The organism is Paenibacillus sp. Y859, assembly GCF_056786405.1.
In genome coordinates this window covers 64,807-81,307 of record NZ_JBXCIZ010000015.1, presented here as the reverse complement: position 1 = coordinate 81,307, position 16,501 = coordinate 64,807, and the positions used below count along the sequence as shown (strand labels likewise).

Below are 16,501 nucleotides of genomic sequence, written 5' to 3'. Positions count from 1 at the left end.
GAGGTGGAAGCGCAGCAATGTGCGGAGCTGACCAATACTAATCGGTCGAGGGCTTATCCTAATAATTCTAACACAAATTCGTTCGTATCTAGTTTTCAGGTGATCAAACATCTGGATAATTAGTATTCCCTGATAGCTCAGTTGGTAGAGCACTCGACTGTTAATCGAGTTGTCACAGGTTCGAGTCCTGTTCGGGGAGCCATTATGGAGAGGTGTCCGAGCTGGCCGAAGGAGCACGATTGGAAATCGTGTAGGCGCCAAAAGCGTCTCGAGGGTTCGAATCCCTCTCTCTCCGCCATATTTTAATTAGGCCCGTTGGTCAAGTGGTTAAGACACCTCCCTTTCACGGAGGTAACAGGGGTTCGAGTCCCCTACGGGTCACCATTTGTATAATATATTCAAGTTAGGACTTGATTTAACTTAAGTATATCTGTTATGATAGTTATTGTCTTTCTTATGGAGGCTTAGCTCAGCTGGGAGAGCATCTGCCTTACAAGCAGAGGGTCGGGGGTTCGATCCCCTCAGCCTCCACCATAGTAATTTTTTAGATGACGCGGGGTGGAGCAGCCCGGTAGCTCGTCGGGCTCATAACCCGAAGGCCGCAGGTTCAAATCCTGCCCCCGCAACCAATTATATTTATGAGGAACCGTGGTGTAGTTGGCCTAACATGCCTGCCTGTCACGCAGGAGATCGCGGGTTCGAATCCCGTCGGTTCCGCCATTTTTAATTCAATTATGGCTCGGTAGCTCAGTCGGTAGAGCAAAGGACTGAAAATCCTTGTGTCGGCGGTTCGATTCCGTTCCGAGCCACCATTGGTATTGTATGAACATTGTTTTGTAGGTGCGCCGTTGTAGCTCAACTGGTAGAGCAACTGACTTGTAATCAGTAGGTTGGGGGTTCAAGTCCTCTCGACGGCACCATTATGGAGGATTAGTGAAGTGGCTAAACACGGCAGACTGTAAATCTGCTCTCTACGAGTTCGGTGGTTCGAATCCATCATCCTCCACCATTTCTTTTATAGGGGCATAGTTTAAAGGTAGAACAAAGGTCTCCAAAACCTTTGGTGTGGGTTCAATTCCTGCTGCCCCTGCCAAAAGAAACATTTGACTTAATGTATGGCGGTCGTGGCGAAGTGGTTAACGCACCGGATTGTGGTTCCGGCATTCGTGGGTTCGAGACCCATCGGTCGCCCCATTTTATATCTAATCATTCGTATTATTGTTCTACAGTATCAAATTGTTAACATGGCGATCGTGGCGAAGTGGTTAACGCACCGGATTGTGGTTCCGGCATTCGAGGGTTCGAGACCCTTCGGTCGCCCCATTTAACCTAATTATTGTTGGGGATTAGCCAAGCGGTAAGGCAACGGACTTTGACTCCGTCACGCATAGGTTCAAATCCTATATCCCCAGCCATTATTTTGCGGACGTGGCTCAGCGGTAGAGCATCGCCTTGCCAAGGCGAGGGTCGCGGGTTCGATTCCCGTCGTCCGCTCCATTTTTTTTATTTGGCGCCATAGCCAAGTGGTAAGGCAAAGCTCTGCAAAAGCTTTATCCCCAGTTCAAATCTGGGTGGCGCCTCCATTATTCTCGCGGGAGTGGCGGAATCGGCAGACGCACAGGACTTAAAATCCTGCGATAGGTTACTATCATACCAGTTCAAGTCTGGTCTTCCGCACCATTTAGAATAATTACATTTGCGCCCTTAGCTCAGCTGGATAGAGCGTTTGACTACGAATCAAAAGGCCAGGAGTTCGAATCTCTTAGGGCGCACCATTCTTTATTAGTTTCATTGAGCCGATGTGGTGGAATTGGCAGACACGCCGCACTCAAAATGCGGTGCCGCAGGGCTTGCCGGTTCGAGTCCGGCCATCGGTATAGAGTGAAAAAAAGGCTTATAAGATCGCTTCTTTAGAAGTAATCTTATAAGCCTTTTTTTTGTTTTCTGTGATGCGGCGCTCCTATGTAAGAAGGTAATGAAATGATCAGTGAAGGAGTGTTGGTGTTTGCCTACAAGCTTGTTTATGTTCTCCGACTTCAGTTCAGGATTAGCCCCGTCTTAGGTCTAGGATAAAGAACCGTCTACGGTCTGTTTTGAAAAGGTTGAGTTTGACCTACAATAAGTACATAAGGAAAAGAGATGAAAGGCGGTGAGAATGGATGGATGTGAAAAGACGTAATGGTTTAGCAGCTGTACTAATTATTATTGGAGCGTTAATGCTTCTAGGAGTATTGGGACCATTGCTAGGAGGGTTGATCGGAATAGTATTCCCCGTTATTTTGATTGCACTTGGTTATTATGGTGTTAGCAGAGGGAAAGTACTAATAGGCTGGATTATATTAGTGATCGGTATTCTGTCATTGATTGCTAAGTTATCCTGGTTAATCGGACCCATTCTAGGTATTGCTATACTAGTATTTGGAATATCACTTCTCAAAAATAAGAGAAGAACTTACTAATTATTAAATAAGTCGTGTAGATGGCTTAAGGAGGGAGTATAAGGATATGAGTGTTTTTCGTCGAATGAGGGATATAACAGTAGCAACATTAAATGAACGTTTGGAACAGAGTCAGGACCCCGTTAAGTTAATTGATCAGTTCCTCATCGCTACACGGGACGATATTACAGAAGTAGAAAAGTTATTTCAACAAGTTGCCTCACATACGAAGCAATTGAAGCAGCAAGTAGATCAAGCAACCACGATGAGGGATAAACGTGAGGAACAGGCTCTCATGGCCCTAAGAGCGGGAGAAGATAATCTAGCTAAGTTGGCACTTCAAGAGAAAATTATCTATGAAGAAAAAATTGAGCAATATGGTGGGCTGTTCGAAGAGAGTAGATTGTCGCTTCGCGAACTAGAAAACCAAATGAATGATCTTAAGTTGGAATATCAATCCGTATATAGTAAACGTCAATATTATACTGCACGGATGGAAAATTTACGGATACAACAGCGAATGAATCAACGTATGGGTGAATTTGGAGGAAAAGACGTTCCGAAGATGTTTAATCGATTAGAAGACAATATCACGGATTGGGAATTAGAAGCACGGAGTTTACGTGAGCTGCGTCAGGCGGGTCAGCAATTTCTTGATCAAGCAAGTGTATCAGTATCAACGATTCTGGAACAAGAAATGGCTAAGCTGAAGCAGAAGCTGAAAAATAGCGGAAAGGAGTAACTTTATGAGTAAACTATATCGTTCATCGCGAAATAGAATGATCACAGGTTTATGTGGTGGACTATCGGAAATATGGGGCATTGATGCTACACTACTGAGGATCATTGTACTGATCAGTGTTTTCTTTACTGGAGGTACGGTACTATTCATATACTTCGTCGCATCATTAGTCATTCCGAAGGAGTATGTCCCACCATATAATCACTATGGAAATGGAAACCCAGGTCATGGAAATCATGGATATGGTGCAGGTGGACACAATAATGGTAGACCTTACAACAATAACGGTGGATCTTACAATAATAATGGTTCTGGTCCGGAATATAAGAACTCGAATTCAGGTGGATTCTCCACTCATGATTCCGATTTGGATGACATGATGAAAGATATCGAGAAGAAGGCTCTAAAAAAAGAAGTGGAAGAATTAAAAATAAAACTATCTAAGTACGAGAAGGGAGAAGTGTAACACATGGGAGTATTCAAAAGAATTAAAGATATGACAAAGGCGTCGGTAAATGAGGTATTGGATAAGGTAGAGGATCCAATTGTGATGTTGAACCAGTATTTGCGCGATATGGAGGCAGAAATTCACGAGGCTGAGGTTACAGTAGCTAAGCAAATGGCGAATGAACGTCGTATGAAGCAACGTGTAGAAGAAGCAGTGAAGATGGGTGGACAACGTGAAGCACAAGCGGAACTAGCATTGAAGAACGGACAGGAAGAAGTTGCACGTAAGTTGTTGGAGGAGAAGATCTATTTCGATCAGAAGCAGACTGAGTATGAAGGGTTACACCTTCAATCAGATATTCAAGCGAAAGAATTAGTACAACAGTTGCATGAGATGAAAGATGAATTTTATAAGATGCGTAATAAGCGTAATGAATTAGTATCACGTGCACAAATGGCTAAGGCTAAGAAGCAAATGTCTCAGGTGAGTAGTCTTCATACTATCGAAAGTGGAAGTGCTTCACTTGGATTCCACCGCATGGAAGAGAAGATTATGCAACTAGAAGCTGAAGCTGATGTGATGCAAGTACCTTACCGTTCAGTACACTCAGAATTCACAAGTACAATAGATGCCGAGAAGAAGCTAAAAGTTGAAGAGCAATTAAAGGCCTTAAAAGGAAAGATAAACACTCCTGCGGTAACAAAGAATGAAAGTAAATAATAAGTATTCATCATAATGAATATTATGATATGCTATGTAGGGCGAAGCCATACAGTGTGTAATTCCGCACTGCTATGGCTTTTCCAACTCCACAACTTATAAAATTTACTAATAGAAGGAGGGCAACCATATGGATAAAAGAAAACGTATCATCGCCATTGTACTAATAGGCATTGGTTTACTCATGCTTTTTGGCAAATGGATTAGTTTTTTTACCATTATAGCCCTTCTGTTACTAATAATTGGTGTTTATAGAATTCATAATGGTGATACTAAAAAGGGCTATATTTTTCTAGGGATTGGTGCATGTCTGATTCTTCTAAATAACTTGATACTCGTCGTGGCAATTTGTTTAATCTCTCTTGGGTTATTCTATGGTAAATCAAAGAAAGTGCAGATGAAAGAGAACTTTTTACAAAAAACGAGCTTTATGTCTAACTTTGATTTGGATCAATCGCCATGGGTCATGAGAAGTATGAGTGTATGGCATGTGCTTGGTGAGAGTGATCTAGATATATCCCTCGCAATGCCGGAAGATAAAGAAACAGTGATGATGTTCCAAGGTGTAATGGGTGACATAGACCTAGATATACCGGATTATTACGGCGTAGAGATTGAGGCATTTGTTTTATTTGGATCGATTAATTTTGATGGGAAAAAGGATAGTGGCATGATGAATCGATTCACATGGAAATCAGCGAACTATATAGATAGTGATTATAAAGTGAAATTCATGGTGTCCTATATCGTTGGAGATTTAGATATAAGATTAACTTAAGGATAGGAGCGGTTCCTCTAGTGAAACCCAAGAAGCCTGTCAACATGTTGTCGAGAAGCATGGGAGAAGGAGCCCTTATTTCTTTTATCCTGCTTCTCAGTATTATTTATTTGCTGTATACATATGGATATTTGGCTCCTTTTGATACTTGGAGAGTAGGGTTGAAGACAGTTGCTACGTTAATTCTAGTTCCTACTGGACTTGGTGTGATAAGTGGTTTTTATCAAAGTTATCGTACGAAGCGTAAATTAGATATTTTACGTATAACATTACTTTCCTGGGAGAAGGGGAGTGTAGCTCGCTCTATGCCTGTGCTAGGACAAGATGAAGTAGGACGTCTAGGCGAGCAACTTGGACGCATAAGTAGAAAATGGGAAGATCAGGTGACGACACTTCAACGGCTCTCTACACATAATGCAGAATTAGCAGAACAGGCTAGAGTATCTGCTATCGTGGAGGAGCGGCAGCGCTTAGCACGCGAATTACATGATGCGGTATCACAGCAGTTGTTTGCTATCTCAATGACCGCAACAGCAGTCGCAAGAACATTAGATAAAGATTTCGACAAGGCGAAGCGACAGGTGTCCTTAATTGAGGAAATGGCTGCTGTTGCTCAATCAGAGATGCGGGCGTTATTACTTCATCTACGTCCTGTATACCTAGAGGGAAAGCCGTTAGAACAAGGTTTAATAGAGCTTGTTAATGAATTTAAGGTTAAGGTTCCTATGGAGATCGTGTTTGAAATGGATAAGGGTATCCATTTAATGAAGGGTATTGAGAATCATTTGTTCCGAATTATTCAAGAAGCGATGTCCAATGCACTTCGTCATTCAAAGGCGAATAAGATGGAGATTCGTATTCATCTAAGACAGGATACCGTTCGACTTGTGATTCGTGATGATGGAGTCGGATTTGAATTGGATGATAAAAAACAGACATCATATGGACTATCTAATATGGAGGAGCGCGTAATGGAGATTGGTGGCTCGATTCAGTTTATTACGGCGTTAAATAAAGGGACACGAATTGAAATTACGATTCCAATTGTACCTGAAGAGATGGGGGAGGAGACACATGGAGAACGAATCACAGATTAAAGTATTGTTAGTGGACGATCATGAAATGGTGCGGATAGGTCTTGCTGCGGTATTAGGGACCGAAGAGGGAATAGAAGTAGTGGGGGAAGCTGGTAGTGGAGAAGAAGGGATTAGACTAGCTAGAGAGTATAATCCTGATGTGGTACTAATGGATCTCGTGATGGAAGGTATGGATGGCATCGAGACTACCCGCGAAATATTAAAGCTTTATCCCGAATGTAAAGTGATTGTGTTAACGAGTTACTTAGATGATGAGAAGATGTACCCGGTCATTGAGGCTGGTGCATTTAGTTATTTGCTGAAGACGTCACGGGCAGGTGAGATCGCAGAAGCGATCCGTGCGGCTGCACGAGGTCAGTCAGTTCTAGAATCTCAAGTTGCATCCAAAATGATGAATCGGTTGCGCCACCCTCAGAGTGAAGCCGCCCATAAAGAATTAACAGAGCGTGAGATGGATGTACTGCGCTTGATGGCAAAGGGCAAGTCGAATCAGGAAATTGCAGATGATCTTATTATAGGAATCAAAACGGTGAAATTCCATGTTACGAATATTTTGGCTAAGTTAAGTGTTGACGATCGTACTCAGGCTGCGATATACGCTTATAAGAATGGATTAGCAGAGTAGGTATAAAAGAATAGCAAAAAGGTTATCCTATTTAGTAGATTCATAGATTTAGAATCGAAAGGTAGGAGATCATATTGCATAATAAACGGGAAATTATAAAAGTTTTATTCTTAGTATTTAGTATAGGGATTATACTGATAGGACTAGGGCTAAATACAACTGTAGCTCAGAAGAGCAATAAAGAAGACAAAAGACTAGAAAGTTTGATTGAATGGGGAAACGAGTTAGTGGATACTCCCCTTAAAGTTGTCGTTAAATGGCAAGGTGAATGGCGTAATGAGGGAGAGAGGAGTACATTAGAAGTGGCTCGGCAGTTAGCGACCAACATGGAACTTTCGCTTCCTCAAGCTGTATCCAATACAGATCATGTAAGCTATAGATCACTCACATCGGTGAATGGTATTACAATCATTTTTCATTGGCAAGTTATATCCGAAGCGAAGAGCTACATGATTGTGACGTTAGAATCGCATGAACCAGCACAACAATTATCGCTATTACGTTTACAAGATAGAATTCAAACACAGATCAATTTAATAAACATGGAAGCGGCATGGAATGCCTCAGTGCAGGGCAATGTAATAAAAGGACAATCCATTGCTAATACGATGGAGAAGGTAGAAACAAAACTACAATCTCATTTGGAATTTACTCAAGTCGAAAGTTATCAAGATGAAATGACGCTAAGTCATTCTTATCGAGCTCCAATGCTTAATTTTAATCTAGTTAGTGGAGATCACTATATGGATTTACAGACTGCGGTCCACTATGATGAAATATTAGGTGAGAATCGTATTACGATAGGTTTCCCTATTATTACGGTTGAGTTCTGAATGAATAATATTCATGAGATGAATTAATCGGAGTAACTTTGTCAGGAATAAGATAGCTTCCTAGCAAACAATATGGTAATATAATATCACATCATTTTAAGGTTTTGACATAAAGTCTTAGGTGATATGATGCATAAAAATACACTATATTACATAGAAAGAATGAGGAGCCATGGCTGATAATATAAATATTGAAGAATTGCAGAACCCTAATGCAGTATTTTTTATTTTTGGAGCAACTGGAGATTTAGCAAGAAGAAAGCTATTTCCTGCTATATATAGTTTGTATCGTGAAGGTAAATTAGCAGAAGACTTCGCTGTGATCGGTGTGGCACGTCGTCCACGTACACAGGAAGAATTCAGGGAAGATGTTTATAATTCCATTCAAGAATTCTGTCGTTATAAGACGGAAGATAATGAAGAATGGCATACATTCGCTCAGCATTTTGAATATAAATCGCTTGATATTAATGATGTTAATGGATTCCGTGAATTAAAAGAACAGACAGAGAAGATTGAAGAGCGTTATCATATTCCTGGTAATCGCATGTTTTATTTAGCATTAGCACCAGAGTTGTTCGGAAGTGTATCATCTAATTTAGAAAAGGGTGGTATGCTTACGGGTCCAGGCTGGAATCGTCTTGTGATAGAGAAGCCTTTCGGCTATGATTTGAAGTCAGCAGAAGAGTTAAATGAACAAATTCGTCAAGTATTTAAGGAAGAAGAGATTTATCGGATAGATCATTATTTGGGTAAGGAAATGGTACAGAATATTGAAGTTATCCGGTTTTCAAATGCTCTCTTCGAACCGCTTTGGAATAATATGCATATTGCTAACATCCAAATCACTTTAAGTGAAACCGTTGGAGTTGAGGAGCGTGGAGGCTATTATGACAACGCAGGAGCGATGAAGGATATGGGTCAGAACCATATGCTCCAGACGTTAGCCATGATTGCTATGGAGCCACCAAGTCGCTTGTTAGCAGAAGATATCCGGGATGAGAAAGTGAAAGTACTTCGTTCGCTTCGACCTTATCTCACTGCTGAAGAAGTTGAACAGAATGTAATACGTGGACAATATGTACAAGGAAGTGCAGGAGGACAAGAGCTACCTGCTTACCGAGATGAAGACAAGATAGATCCCAACTCTAATACCGAGACATATTTCGCTACTCGTTTGTTCGTAGATAATTTCCGTTGGGCAGGCGTTCCATTCTATATTCGTACAGGGAAAAGGCTACCAGTGAAGACAACTGAAATTGTAGTTGAATTCCGTAGTATGCCAACGAATGTATATTTAGGTCAGAAGCATAAGCTTGAACCTAACCTGTTGGTTATTAGAGTTAATCCAATGGAAGGAATCTATGTGAAGATCAATGCGAAGAAGCCTGGATCTGAGACGGATATTCAACCGGTAGCGATGGATTTCTGCCAAAGCTGTATGGTTGGCATCAATTCTCCAGAGGCTTATGAACGTCTTCTACATGACGCAGCACGTGGTGAATCGACTTATTTCACTCGTTGGGATGAAGTGGCATCTGCGTGGTCATTTATTGACCGAATTGCTGAAGCGTGGGCAGAAGAACCGAATAAGCTTACGACTTATCCAGCGGGCTCATGGGGACCTCAAGAAGCAGATGAGCTTCTGGCAAGAGACGGATTTCATTGGTGGCCTGTTAACGGCCAAGATGAAGATAACGTCGTTTGGCAAAAGTATAATTAATGATTCTTGAAAATATTCATCCTCATGCAGGGTTGCATGAGGATGATTTGCGTGTAAAATGTGGTACAATAATAGACATGACTTTAGATATGAAGGGAAATGTGAAATGAGCGAAGCAACAAACTCAACTTTGCAGAAGGAAGTGGATAAGCGTAGAACTTTTGCGATTATTTCCCACCCAGATGCTGGGAAAACAACTTTAACTGAGAAATTACTCCTATTTGGAGGTGCTATTCGTCTAGCCGGTACTGTAAAATCCCGTAAAGCGAATAAACATGCTACGAGTGACTGGATGGAGATTGAGAAGCAACGGGGTATTTCCGTAACTTCATCCGTGATGCAATTTGATTATAACGGTCATCGGGTTAATATTCTGGATACACCTGGTCACCAAGATTTCAGTGAGGATACTTATCGAACCTTAACAGCAGCAGATAGCGCAGTAATGTTGATTGACGTCGCTAAAGGGGTAGAGAAACAGACAGTCAAGCTGTTTCAAGTATGTGCGCAAAGGGGCATCCCAATCTTTACGTTCATAAATAAATTGGATCGTGAAGGGCGTAGCCCATTTGACCTTATGGAAGAACTGGAACAAGTACTTGGGATTCGTTCGATTCCTATGAACTGGCCGATTGGTACAGGCCGTGATTTATGTGGTGTGTATGATCGGATGAAGAATCAAGTAGAGCTATTTCAAGGATCTGACCATTCTGTCATTAAAGTTCAGAAGGTAACGGGTTATCGAGATCCGATCATTCGTGAGATGGCGGGAGAGTACCTACATGATCAGCTTTGTCAGGATTTGGAGCTACTTGACGTAGCAGGAGATCCATTTGATCTTGAGAAGGTGAATAGTGGGGAATTGACACCATTATTTTTCGGGAGTGCGATTAATAACTTCGGAGTGCAAACATTCTTAGAGAACTTCTTGGAGCTTGCTCCTAAGCCTGAGTCTCGTCAAAGTGCTGGTGGTCTTGTACAACCGACAAATGAGAAATTCTCTGGTTATGTGTTCAAAATTCAGGCCAATATGAATCCTGCACATCGAGATAGAATTGCCTTCCTACGTATCGTCTCGGGCACATTCCAGCGTGGAATGAGTGTGAAACATATTCGTGTAGGCAAAGACATTAAACTATCGCAGCCACAACAGTTTCTTGCTCAAGATCGGGATATTGTAGAGGAAGCATACCCAGGAGATATTATCGGGCTATTTGATCCGGGGATATTTCGGATTGGTGACTCTTTAAGTCAGGATAGTGATATGGTATTTGAAGAGATGCCAACATTCTCACCTGAAATATTTGCGAAGGTAACAGTTAAGAATGCACTTAAACACAAGCCATACCAGAAGGGAATCGACCAGCTAACGGAAGAAGGGACGATTCAAGTGTTCAAAACCGTGAGCTTTGACGATACGATCTTAGGCGTTGTTGGTCAACTTCAATTCGAAGTGTTTGAATACCGTATGAAGGGCGAGTATGGCGTCGATGTTCAACTTCAACGGATGCAATATCAATTCGCAAGATGGATTATTGACGATAATATTGATTCAAGTAAATTTCGAATTAACTCAACGCTAGTACGCGACAAAAAAGGTAACTACGTTGTACTATTTGAGAATGAATATGCGATGAGAACGGCGATGGAGAAAAATCCTAATGCTAAGTTTCTAGAAATGGCACCATAAAGTAATGAATTAAAATCCCTCTAGCCTAGTATCGGTTAGAGGGGTTTTGTGAATCATCCTGAATTATGGAATCTAGATTTAAGCTTGAACTCATTTAGAGCAGAGGTGTCGGTGTAACCGTTTGAAGATGCTTTTGTGCGACTTGAATGAGTTCATTCTGTTGAGCTGGTTCAATGTTCTTCCATATCATTTCGAATATAGCTCCTAGCCCTGGTAAAGCTGCTTCAGGCCCATCAACTGAACCTTCAATCATCTCGCGTAGCTCGGCATCATTCTTGTCGTGAACCTTGTGTATAATCGCTTGACGCAAGTCGAGTACTATTGGCATGTTATTCCCCCCTTATTATAATCATCAATTAATATTCCCCTTTTGTTCCGCTGAAATTCAAGTTTGGATACCGATGTGTTATAATCATTGAATATATTTGAACAATTCGGAGGTTGGGCAATGGCAAAAAGACAGTATGCCATCATTGGGATGGGGAGATTTGGTTCAAGTGTCGCAACTGCGCTTACAGATATGGGCTACGATGTTCTCGTGATTGATTCCAACGAGCAAAGAATCCAAGAGATATCCAATATTGTTACCCATGCGGTTTCTGCTAATTCAACGGATGAAGATGCATTGCGTGCACTCGGTATTAGAAATTTCGAAGTCGTTGTTGTCGCTATTGGACAAGATATACAATCCAGTATTCTAACGACATTAATATTAAAGGATATGGGTATACCTACTCTTATTGTGAAAGCTCAGAATGAACTCCATGGGAAAGTGTTGCAAAAGATTGGTGCGGATAAAGTGATATTTCCTGAGCGGGATATGGGACTACGGGTTGCCCATCATTTGACGTCACCTAATATTCTAGATTATATTGAGCTATCTGATGATTATAGTATTGTGGAAATGAAAACATCTAGTCTAATGATTGGTAAGAACCTTAAGGAGCTAGAACTAAGAGCGCGCTTTGGATGTAACGTCATGGCGATTAAGACAGGAACGAAGATGAATATCTCTCCAAATGCGAATGAGCTGTTGGATGAAGAAGATGTTCTCGTTATTTTGGGACAGAAAGATGATTTGAATAAACTAGAGCAGGCATTTGCTAAATAATGATTGGCATAGGATAAGGATGGGATTAAGATGGATATTACATCCCTAAACAATGCGCGAGTGAAAGAATGGGCGCAGTTGTTAGAGAAGAAGCATCGGGATCGAAGTAATAGATTTGTTGTGGAAGGCGTTCATTTAGTTCAGGAAGCTTTGCAGTCTGAAGCGGATATAGAGTGTATTGTTTATGATATGGCTAAGGGAATTCCAGCGGAATTGAAGTATATAAGTTCGAGTGCTATAGAATGGATCGCTGTATCTGCAGCAGTTATTAGTAAATGTACCGATACGGTTACTCCCCAGCCGATATTCGCGGTTATTCACAAACGCTCGGTTAATCTGGAACAGTTACTTTCCATTAAGAATAGTCTAGTGATGGTCTTAGATGGTGTGCAAGACCCAGGTAATGTTGGGACGATCATCCGGAGTGCGGATGCAGCAGGCGCAGATGGTGTAATTGTAGGTCATGGGTGTGCAGATCCGTTCAATCCCAAGACGATCCGATCAACGATGGGATCGTTCTTTCATCTGCCTGTGGTAGAGGGCAATTTACTCGACATACTGCCACGAGCTAAGCAGAGTGGAGCTCGATTGGTTAGTACCAGCCTACAGGCATCGTGTACATGCTACGAATATAACTTCTCTGCCTCCACATGGTTACTAGTTGGCAACGAAGCACAAGGGGTGTCTGAGCGCGTACAGCAGTTAGTGGATGACTCATTAATTATTCCGATGCGTGGGCAAGCAGAGTCTCTGAACGTGGGTATGGCGTCATCAATATTGATGTTTGAGGCGATGAGACAGAGGCATTATGCGCAGTAATTATTTGGTTCTGATGATTATGACATCATTTGAGACAGTGGATGGGGAATCCTTGATTTAACAAGGATTTTCTAGTTCTTCTGCTCAATTGTAAACAAGGATCAACTGAATTGTGAAAACTTTCACAAAATTTGTTTGATTGCTATCATAGCATTTTGTAGCACTATATAATGACACATAAAGGAGCAATAAACAATGAGAATTGGTGAGTTTTCCAAAAGGAATAATATTACTCAAGATACGATTCGCCATTATATAGACATGGGATTACTAGTTATTGAAAAGCATGGTTGTCAGTATAAATTTAGTGATGAGGACAGTCGAGATATTAAAGAAATAGTTCTGCTAAAGCAATTAGATTTTTCGCTAACTGAAATTCAGGAAATACTATGTTTCAATCGACTTGAAGGTGACAAGACAGATGAATACAGAACATTTTACTTATCCTTATTGGAAAGAAAAAAGAACTATATTATGAAAGAACAGCAAAAGTTCCAAAGTATCGAATCCTTATTAAGTGACAGAATAAATAAGTTGAAAGTGGAAGGAATATGTAAAAAGAAAAGCTTGGGATTTCCGATATCCTCAATAGCTATATTACGTTGTCCTTATTGTATAGCAACATTAGATATCAGCGATGGTTCAATTGAAAGGAATATGATATTAGAAGCTGTTATTCAATGTGAATGTGGTTACTCTGCAGTTATTGAAGATGGAATATACCTAGATAAAAGGGTAGTGAGTAGTAAGAAGGAAATACCAACAAAGATAGAATTTTTGGAAGCGACTTCACCTAAATATATTAATTTTATGTACAATGGAACAACTACATTAATGGACTACATACAAAATCACGGAAATAAACCTAAATATATTTTGGAGTTAGACCATTGTGTTGGAAGATTTCTAATGCAATATATTAATTGTTTACCCAAGAATTGCACTTATATTGTTATTTGTCAGGACAAAGAGAGGATAGCTAATACGAAAAGAAACTTAACGCTACAGCATGATCATAATAACTTTATTTTTTTCTGCTGTGAAATAGATCAATTACCGATTGCCAATTCCTCGGTGGATATCATCATCGATCATGGGATGAGCAAAGCCTATGCCAAAACAACGAATAGATTTCTGCTAGATATCGTATCCCCTTTTCTAAAACAAGAGGGTCTTCTCACAGGAGCATATCCTCATCTTGGGACTAAATGTAAGGATTTTATGAATATCCCGTTTGAATTAAGAGATTATTACTGTAGAAATAAAATGCTAGAGAAATTGGGGAATTTAGATTTTATACAATTAGATGTGGCAGATATAGGTCCTGTTATTGAAAAAAGCCAATATATTGAGCTTAAGGATAAGGAGCAATATCTGACTCTTTATGTTGGAAAGAAAAAAGGAAATGTTGAGGTCATTTGCCCTGAAGCTCAGGATGAGATGGAACTAAAGAAAAATATGATTTCATAAAACGTTGGGTCAACCCCATAGTTTAAATTTTTCTATGCTTTCACACGTGCAAAATTTCACAAAGTTTACTTGACGTGGTGACGACCCCACAATATAAGATGTTAATTATATTTATAAGATTGTATACATCAAGGGGGAAAAACAATGAAATTAGGTTGGAAAAGGGTAAGTTTGTTGCTGTTGGTACTTGTATTGATGTTAAGTATAGTTGCTTGCTCGAAATCTGAATCTGCTTCAGATGATAACTCAAATTCGAATGCAACTTCGACTTCTGCTATTTATAAAGCAGGTACTTACACAGCAACGGCCACTGGTAATAATGGTGATGTAACCGTTGAAGTTGTGTTTGATGAACAATCGATTGTTTCAGTAGTAGTAAAGGAACAAAGTGAAACTCAAGGTCTTAGCGATACGCCATTCGAACGTATACCTCAGCAAATTGTTGAGGGACAGACATTGGCTGTTGATGCTGTATCAGGTGCAACCAATACATCGGAGGCGATTATTGCTGCAGTTGAGGATTGTGTCAAGCAAGCGGGTGGAGATGTAGATACGCTCAAGGTTGTAGCTACCATCGAAGATAAGTCACAAGAAGCAGTGGAACTAACAACTGATGTGGTTATTATTGGTGGAGGAGGTGCTGGTCTTGCAGCTGCTGGATCAGCCTTTGAAAATGGAGCTAAAGTGATTGTATTAGAAAAGTTGGCAACTTTAGGTGGTTCTACGGGTCTATCTGGTGGAGGTATTTCTGCAACGGGTACTCGTTTCCAAAAGGAGTTAGGTGTTGAGGATACACCAGAGTCATGGACAGAGTTGTGGAAAGAGCGTCAAAGTACAAGTAATCCGGACAGTAAATATCCAGATTATGATCGCGTAGAGACATTTATGGATGAGGCAGTAGTTACAACACATTGGTTAGTTGACAATATGAATCATCAATATAAAAATGTAGAAGGTTATGGTTTGGATCCTGTAGCCCGTATTCATTTCCCTGAAGCAGGTGGAGCTTCATTAATTGCAAACATGGAAAAAGCTCTTAATGACAAAGGGATCGACATTCTTACAGAGACCAAAGCAACGGAATTAATTACGAATGATAAAGGTGATGTAATTGGTGTTATAGCTGAGAATACTGAAGGAAAGCTGATCGTTCATGCGAAAAAAGTCATTATAGCTTCCGGCGGTTTTGCTAAGAGTGAGGAACTGATGGAGCGTTTCTTACCGCAATTCGTTGAGGATATAGGTATAAGCGCAGCTGCAGCAGGCAGTACAGGTGATGGGATTGTCATGGCAGAGAAATTAGGTGCAGCATTATATGAAGATCCATGGGTTATCGGTTTAGGTATGGGAAGTCTTGTTCCTGAATTACGTGGTATTGAATGGGATACAACGAAAGTATTAGTGAATGAAAAAGGCGAACGCTTTATGAATGAAAATAGCCATTATGCTATTGTAACCAATAAAGTTGCTGTCAACGAACAAGTGTGGATGGTTATCGATTCAAGCGAAGCAAATTCGAAACTGATTAGCGCTATTGAAGGACAACTTCCAAATGATGAAATCGCTGTTGGAATTACAATGGCAGAATTAGCGATTACTATGCAAGTACCTGAAGAAGCCCTTGTAAAAACTATGGATACTTTCAACGCTGGAGTAGTTTCAGGGAAAGATGTTTTTGAGAAAGAAGCAAAGACGCTTGTATCCGTGGATAAAGGACCGTTCTACGCCTTTAAGTACTATCCTAAGACAATGGGTACTTTTGGTGGAGTGAAAGTTGACGAAGATTATCGTGTTGTAAAAGAAGATGGTTCCATCATTAACAATCTTTATGCGGGTGGAGAAGCAGCAAATCGTTATCTTTACAACCAAGTCTACATGTCAGGTAGTGCTGTTCAGTATGCACTAACTAGCGGTCGCTTAAGCGGAGAACATGCGGCAAAGGCAGCTGCAGAAGGTAAATGATTCATCCTCGATGAATAGAAGTCTTTAATTGAAAACAATAAGGCA

Annotated in this window: 15 protein-coding genes and 18 tRNA genes; 32 read left to right on the top strand and 1 reads right to left on the bottom strand. The window is 40.6% G+C overall.

The genetic code is table 11. The features are described from left to right. The first annotated feature begins 126 nt into the window (after window positions 1–126). The 28 genes from AC1TO8_RS21245 to AC1TO8_RS21110 all read left to right on the top strand — a co-directional run bounded on the left by AC1TO8_RS21245 (window position 127) and on the right by AC1TO8_RS21110 (window position 11,094). Window positions 127–202: transfer RNA gene (locus AC1TO8_RS21245), tRNA-Asn, on the top strand. 4 nt (window positions 203–206) lie between these two features. Further along, a tRNA-Ser gene (locus AC1TO8_RS21240) sits at window positions 207–298 on the top strand. A gap of 11 nt (window positions 299–309) precedes the next feature. Next, window positions 310–384 (top strand) — tRNA-Glu (locus AC1TO8_RS21235). Between the two features lie 74 nt (window positions 385–458). After that, a tRNA-Val gene (locus AC1TO8_RS21230) sits at window positions 459–534 on the top strand. 18 nt (window positions 535–552) lie between these two features. Next, window positions 553–629: transfer RNA gene (locus AC1TO8_RS21225), tRNA-Met, on the top strand. A gap of 13 nt (window positions 630–642) precedes the next feature. Further along, window positions 643–720: transfer RNA gene (locus tag AC1TO8_RS21220), tRNA-Asp, on the top strand. 16 nt (window positions 721–736) lie between these two features. Continuing rightward, a tRNA-Phe gene (locus AC1TO8_RS21215) sits at window positions 737–812 on the top strand. Window positions 813–844: 32 nt separating this feature from the next. Next, window positions 845–920 (top strand) — tRNA-Thr (locus AC1TO8_RS21210). 4 nt (window positions 921–924) lie between these two features. Further along, window positions 925–1,009 (top strand) — tRNA-Tyr (locus tag AC1TO8_RS21205). Between the two features lie 10 nt (window positions 1,010–1,019). Further along, window positions 1,020–1,093: transfer RNA gene (locus AC1TO8_RS21200), tRNA-Trp, on the top strand. A gap of 25 nt (window positions 1,094–1,118) precedes the next feature. Next, a tRNA-His gene (locus AC1TO8_RS21195) sits at window positions 1,119–1,194 on the top strand. A gap of 53 nt (window positions 1,195–1,247) precedes the next feature. Next, window positions 1,248–1,323, top strand: a tRNA-His gene (locus tag AC1TO8_RS21190). 17 nt (window positions 1,324–1,340) lie between these two features. Continuing rightward, window positions 1,341–1,415, top strand: a tRNA-Gln gene (locus tag AC1TO8_RS21185). A gap of 7 nt (window positions 1,416–1,422) precedes the next feature. Next, window positions 1,423–1,497 (top strand) — tRNA-Gly (locus AC1TO8_RS21180). Between the two features lie 12 nt (window positions 1,498–1,509). Then, window positions 1,510–1,583 (top strand) — tRNA-Cys (locus AC1TO8_RS21175). An 8-nt stretch (window positions 1,584–1,591) separates the two neighbouring features. Beyond that, window positions 1,592–1,680: transfer RNA gene (locus AC1TO8_RS21170), tRNA-Leu, on the top strand. An 18-nt stretch (window positions 1,681–1,698) separates the two neighbouring features. Further along, window positions 1,699–1,775: transfer RNA gene (locus AC1TO8_RS21165), tRNA-Arg, on the top strand. Window positions 1,776–1,795: 20 nt separating this feature from the next. Further along, window positions 1,796–1,877 (top strand) — tRNA-Leu (locus AC1TO8_RS21160). A gap of 282 nt (window positions 1,878–2,159) precedes the next feature. Further along, window positions 2,160–2,459 carry a LiaF transmembrane domain-containing protein gene (locus AC1TO8_RS21155; protein WP_482057604.1) on the top strand — a complete coding sequence of 100 codons (300 nt, stop codon included), beginning with the start codon at window positions 2,160–2,162 and terminating at the stop codon, window positions 2,457–2,459. 46 nt (window positions 2,460–2,505) lie between these two features. Continuing rightward, window positions 2,506–3,180 (top strand): PspA/IM30 family protein, encoded by a 675-nt coding sequence (locus tag AC1TO8_RS21150; RefSeq protein WP_482057603.1) that lies wholly within the window; start codon window positions 2,506–2,508, stop codon window positions 3,178–3,180. A 4-nt stretch (window positions 3,181–3,184) separates the two neighbouring features. Continuing rightward, entirely contained in the window at window positions 3,185–3,646 is a 462-nt protein-coding gene (locus tag AC1TO8_RS21145; RefSeq protein ID WP_482057602.1) for a PspC domain-containing protein, read from the top strand. Between the two features lie 3 nt (window positions 3,647–3,649). Continuing rightward, a complete protein-coding gene (locus AC1TO8_RS21140; protein ID WP_482057601.1) occupies window positions 3,650–4,348 on the top strand; it encodes a PspA/IM30 family protein in 699 nt (232 codons plus the stop codon). 130 nt (window positions 4,349–4,478) lie between these two features. Beyond that, window positions 4,479–5,126, top strand: a complete 648-nt coding sequence (gene liaF, locus AC1TO8_RS21135) for a cell wall-active antibiotics response protein LiaF (RefSeq protein WP_482057600.1) — start codon at window positions 4,479–4,481, stop codon at window positions 5,124–5,126. 20 nt (window positions 5,127–5,146) lie between these two features. Then, window positions 5,147–6,223, top strand: a complete 1,077-nt coding sequence (locus tag AC1TO8_RS21130) for a sensor histidine kinase (protein WP_482057599.1) — start codon at window positions 5,147–5,149, stop codon at window positions 6,221–6,223. After that, the gene (locus AC1TO8_RS21125) at window positions 6,201–6,848 is read left to right on the top strand and encodes a response regulator (RefSeq protein WP_482057598.1); all 648 of its coding nucleotides are present in this window, start codon (window positions 6,201–6,203) and stop codon (window positions 6,846–6,848) included. Before AC1TO8_RS21130 ends, AC1TO8_RS21125 begins: the two co-directional genes overlap by 23 nt. A gap of 74 nt (window positions 6,849–6,922) precedes the next feature. Beyond that, window positions 6,923–7,681, top strand: a complete 759-nt coding sequence (locus tag AC1TO8_RS21120; protein ID WP_482057597.1) for a YwmB family TATA-box binding protein — start codon at window positions 6,923–6,925, stop codon at window positions 7,679–7,681. A gap of 172 nt (window positions 7,682–7,853) precedes the next feature. Then, window positions 7,854–9,404 carry a glucose-6-phosphate dehydrogenase gene (gene zwf / locus AC1TO8_RS21115; RefSeq protein WP_482057596.1) on the top strand — a complete coding sequence of 517 codons (1,551 nt, stop codon included), beginning with the start codon at window positions 7,854–7,856 and terminating at the stop codon, window positions 9,402–9,404. Between the two features lie 106 nt (window positions 9,405–9,510). Further along, window positions 9,511–11,094: a peptide chain release factor 3 gene (locus AC1TO8_RS21110; RefSeq protein WP_482057595.1), complete on the top strand. Its 1,584-nt coding sequence runs from the start codon at window positions 9,511–9,513 to the stop codon at window positions 11,092–11,094. A gap of 94 nt (window positions 11,095–11,188) precedes the next feature. On the opposite strand, the gene AC1TO8_RS21105 is transcribed toward AC1TO8_RS21110, so the two are convergent. Beyond that, window positions 11,189–11,422 carry a small acid-soluble spore protein SspI gene (locus AC1TO8_RS21105; protein ID WP_482057594.1) on the bottom strand — a complete coding sequence of 78 codons (234 nt, stop codon included), beginning with the start codon at window positions 11,420–11,422 and terminating at the stop codon, window positions 11,189–11,191. Between the two features lie 120 nt (window positions 11,423–11,542). Here AC1TO8_RS21105 and AC1TO8_RS21100 point away from each other — a divergent pair, with 120 nt between their 5' ends. The 4 genes from AC1TO8_RS21100 to AC1TO8_RS21085 all read left to right on the top strand — a co-directional run bounded on the left by AC1TO8_RS21100 (window position 11,543) and on the right by AC1TO8_RS21085 (window position 16,456). After that, the gene (locus tag AC1TO8_RS21100) at window positions 11,543–12,205 is read left to right on the top strand and encodes a potassium channel family protein (RefSeq protein WP_482057593.1); all 663 of its coding nucleotides are present in this window, start codon (window positions 11,543–11,545) and stop codon (window positions 12,203–12,205) included. A 30-nt stretch (window positions 12,206–12,235) separates the two neighbouring features. Next, window positions 12,236–13,024, top strand: a complete 789-nt coding sequence (locus AC1TO8_RS21095) for a TrmH family RNA methyltransferase (protein WP_482057592.1) — start codon at window positions 12,236–12,238, stop codon at window positions 13,022–13,024. Window positions 13,025–13,219: 195 nt separating this feature from the next. Then, window positions 13,220–14,494: a MerR family transcriptional regulator gene (locus AC1TO8_RS21090; protein WP_482057591.1), complete on the top strand. Its 1,275-nt coding sequence runs from the start codon at window positions 13,220–13,222 to the stop codon at window positions 14,492–14,494. Window positions 14,495–14,638: 144 nt separating this feature from the next. Next, entirely contained in the window at window positions 14,639–16,456 is a 1,818-nt protein-coding gene (locus tag AC1TO8_RS21085; protein WP_482057590.1) for an FAD-dependent oxidoreductase, read from the top strand. Window positions 16,457–16,501 lie beyond the last annotated feature (45 nt).

Excerpts from the sequence above, each read along its gene's own strand:
- AC1TO8_RS21155 (WP_482057604.1), top strand. The coding sequence starts at position 2,160 with ATGGATGTGAAAAGACGTAATGGTTTAGCAGCTGTACTAATTATTATT.
- AC1TO8_RS21150 (WP_482057603.1), top strand. The coding sequence starts at position 2,506 with ATGAGTGTTTTTCGTCGAATGAGGGATATAACAGTAGCAACATTAAAT.
- AC1TO8_RS21145 (WP_482057602.1), top strand. The coding sequence starts at position 3,185 with ATGAGTAAACTATATCGTTCATCGCGAAATAGAATGATCACAGGTTTA.
- AC1TO8_RS21140 (WP_482057601.1), top strand. The coding sequence starts at position 3,650 with ATGGGAGTATTCAAAAGAATTAAAGATATGACAAAGGCGTCGGTAAAT.
- liaF (WP_482057600.1), top strand. The coding sequence starts at position 4,479 with ATGGATAAAAGAAAACGTATCATCGCCATTGTACTAATAGGCATTGGT.
- AC1TO8_RS21125 (WP_482057598.1), top strand. The coding sequence starts at position 6,201 with ATGGAGAACGAATCACAGATTAAAGTATTGTTAGTGGACGATCATGAA.
- zwf (WP_482057596.1), top strand. The coding sequence starts at position 7,854 with ATGGCTGATAATATAAATATTGAAGAATTGCAGAACCCTAATGCAGTA.
- AC1TO8_RS21110 (WP_482057595.1), top strand. The coding sequence starts at position 9,511 with ATGAGCGAAGCAACAAACTCAACTTTGCAGAAGGAAGTGGATAAGCGT.
- AC1TO8_RS21105 (WP_482057594.1), bottom strand. The coding sequence starts at position 11,422 with ATGCCAATAGTACTCGACTTGCGTCAAGCGATTATACACAAGGTTCAC.
- AC1TO8_RS21100 (WP_482057593.1), top strand. The coding sequence starts at position 11,543 with ATGGCAAAAAGACAGTATGCCATCATTGGGATGGGGAGATTTGGTTCA.
- AC1TO8_RS21095 (WP_482057592.1), top strand. The coding sequence starts at position 12,236 with ATGGATATTACATCCCTAAACAATGCGCGAGTGAAAGAATGGGCGCAG.
- AC1TO8_RS21090 (WP_482057591.1), top strand. The coding sequence starts at position 13,220 with ATGAGAATTGGTGAGTTTTCCAAAAGGAATAATATTACTCAAGATACG.
- AC1TO8_RS21085 (WP_482057590.1), top strand. The coding sequence starts at position 14,639 with ATGAAATTAGGTTGGAAAAGGGTAAGTTTGTTGCTGTTGGTACTTGTA.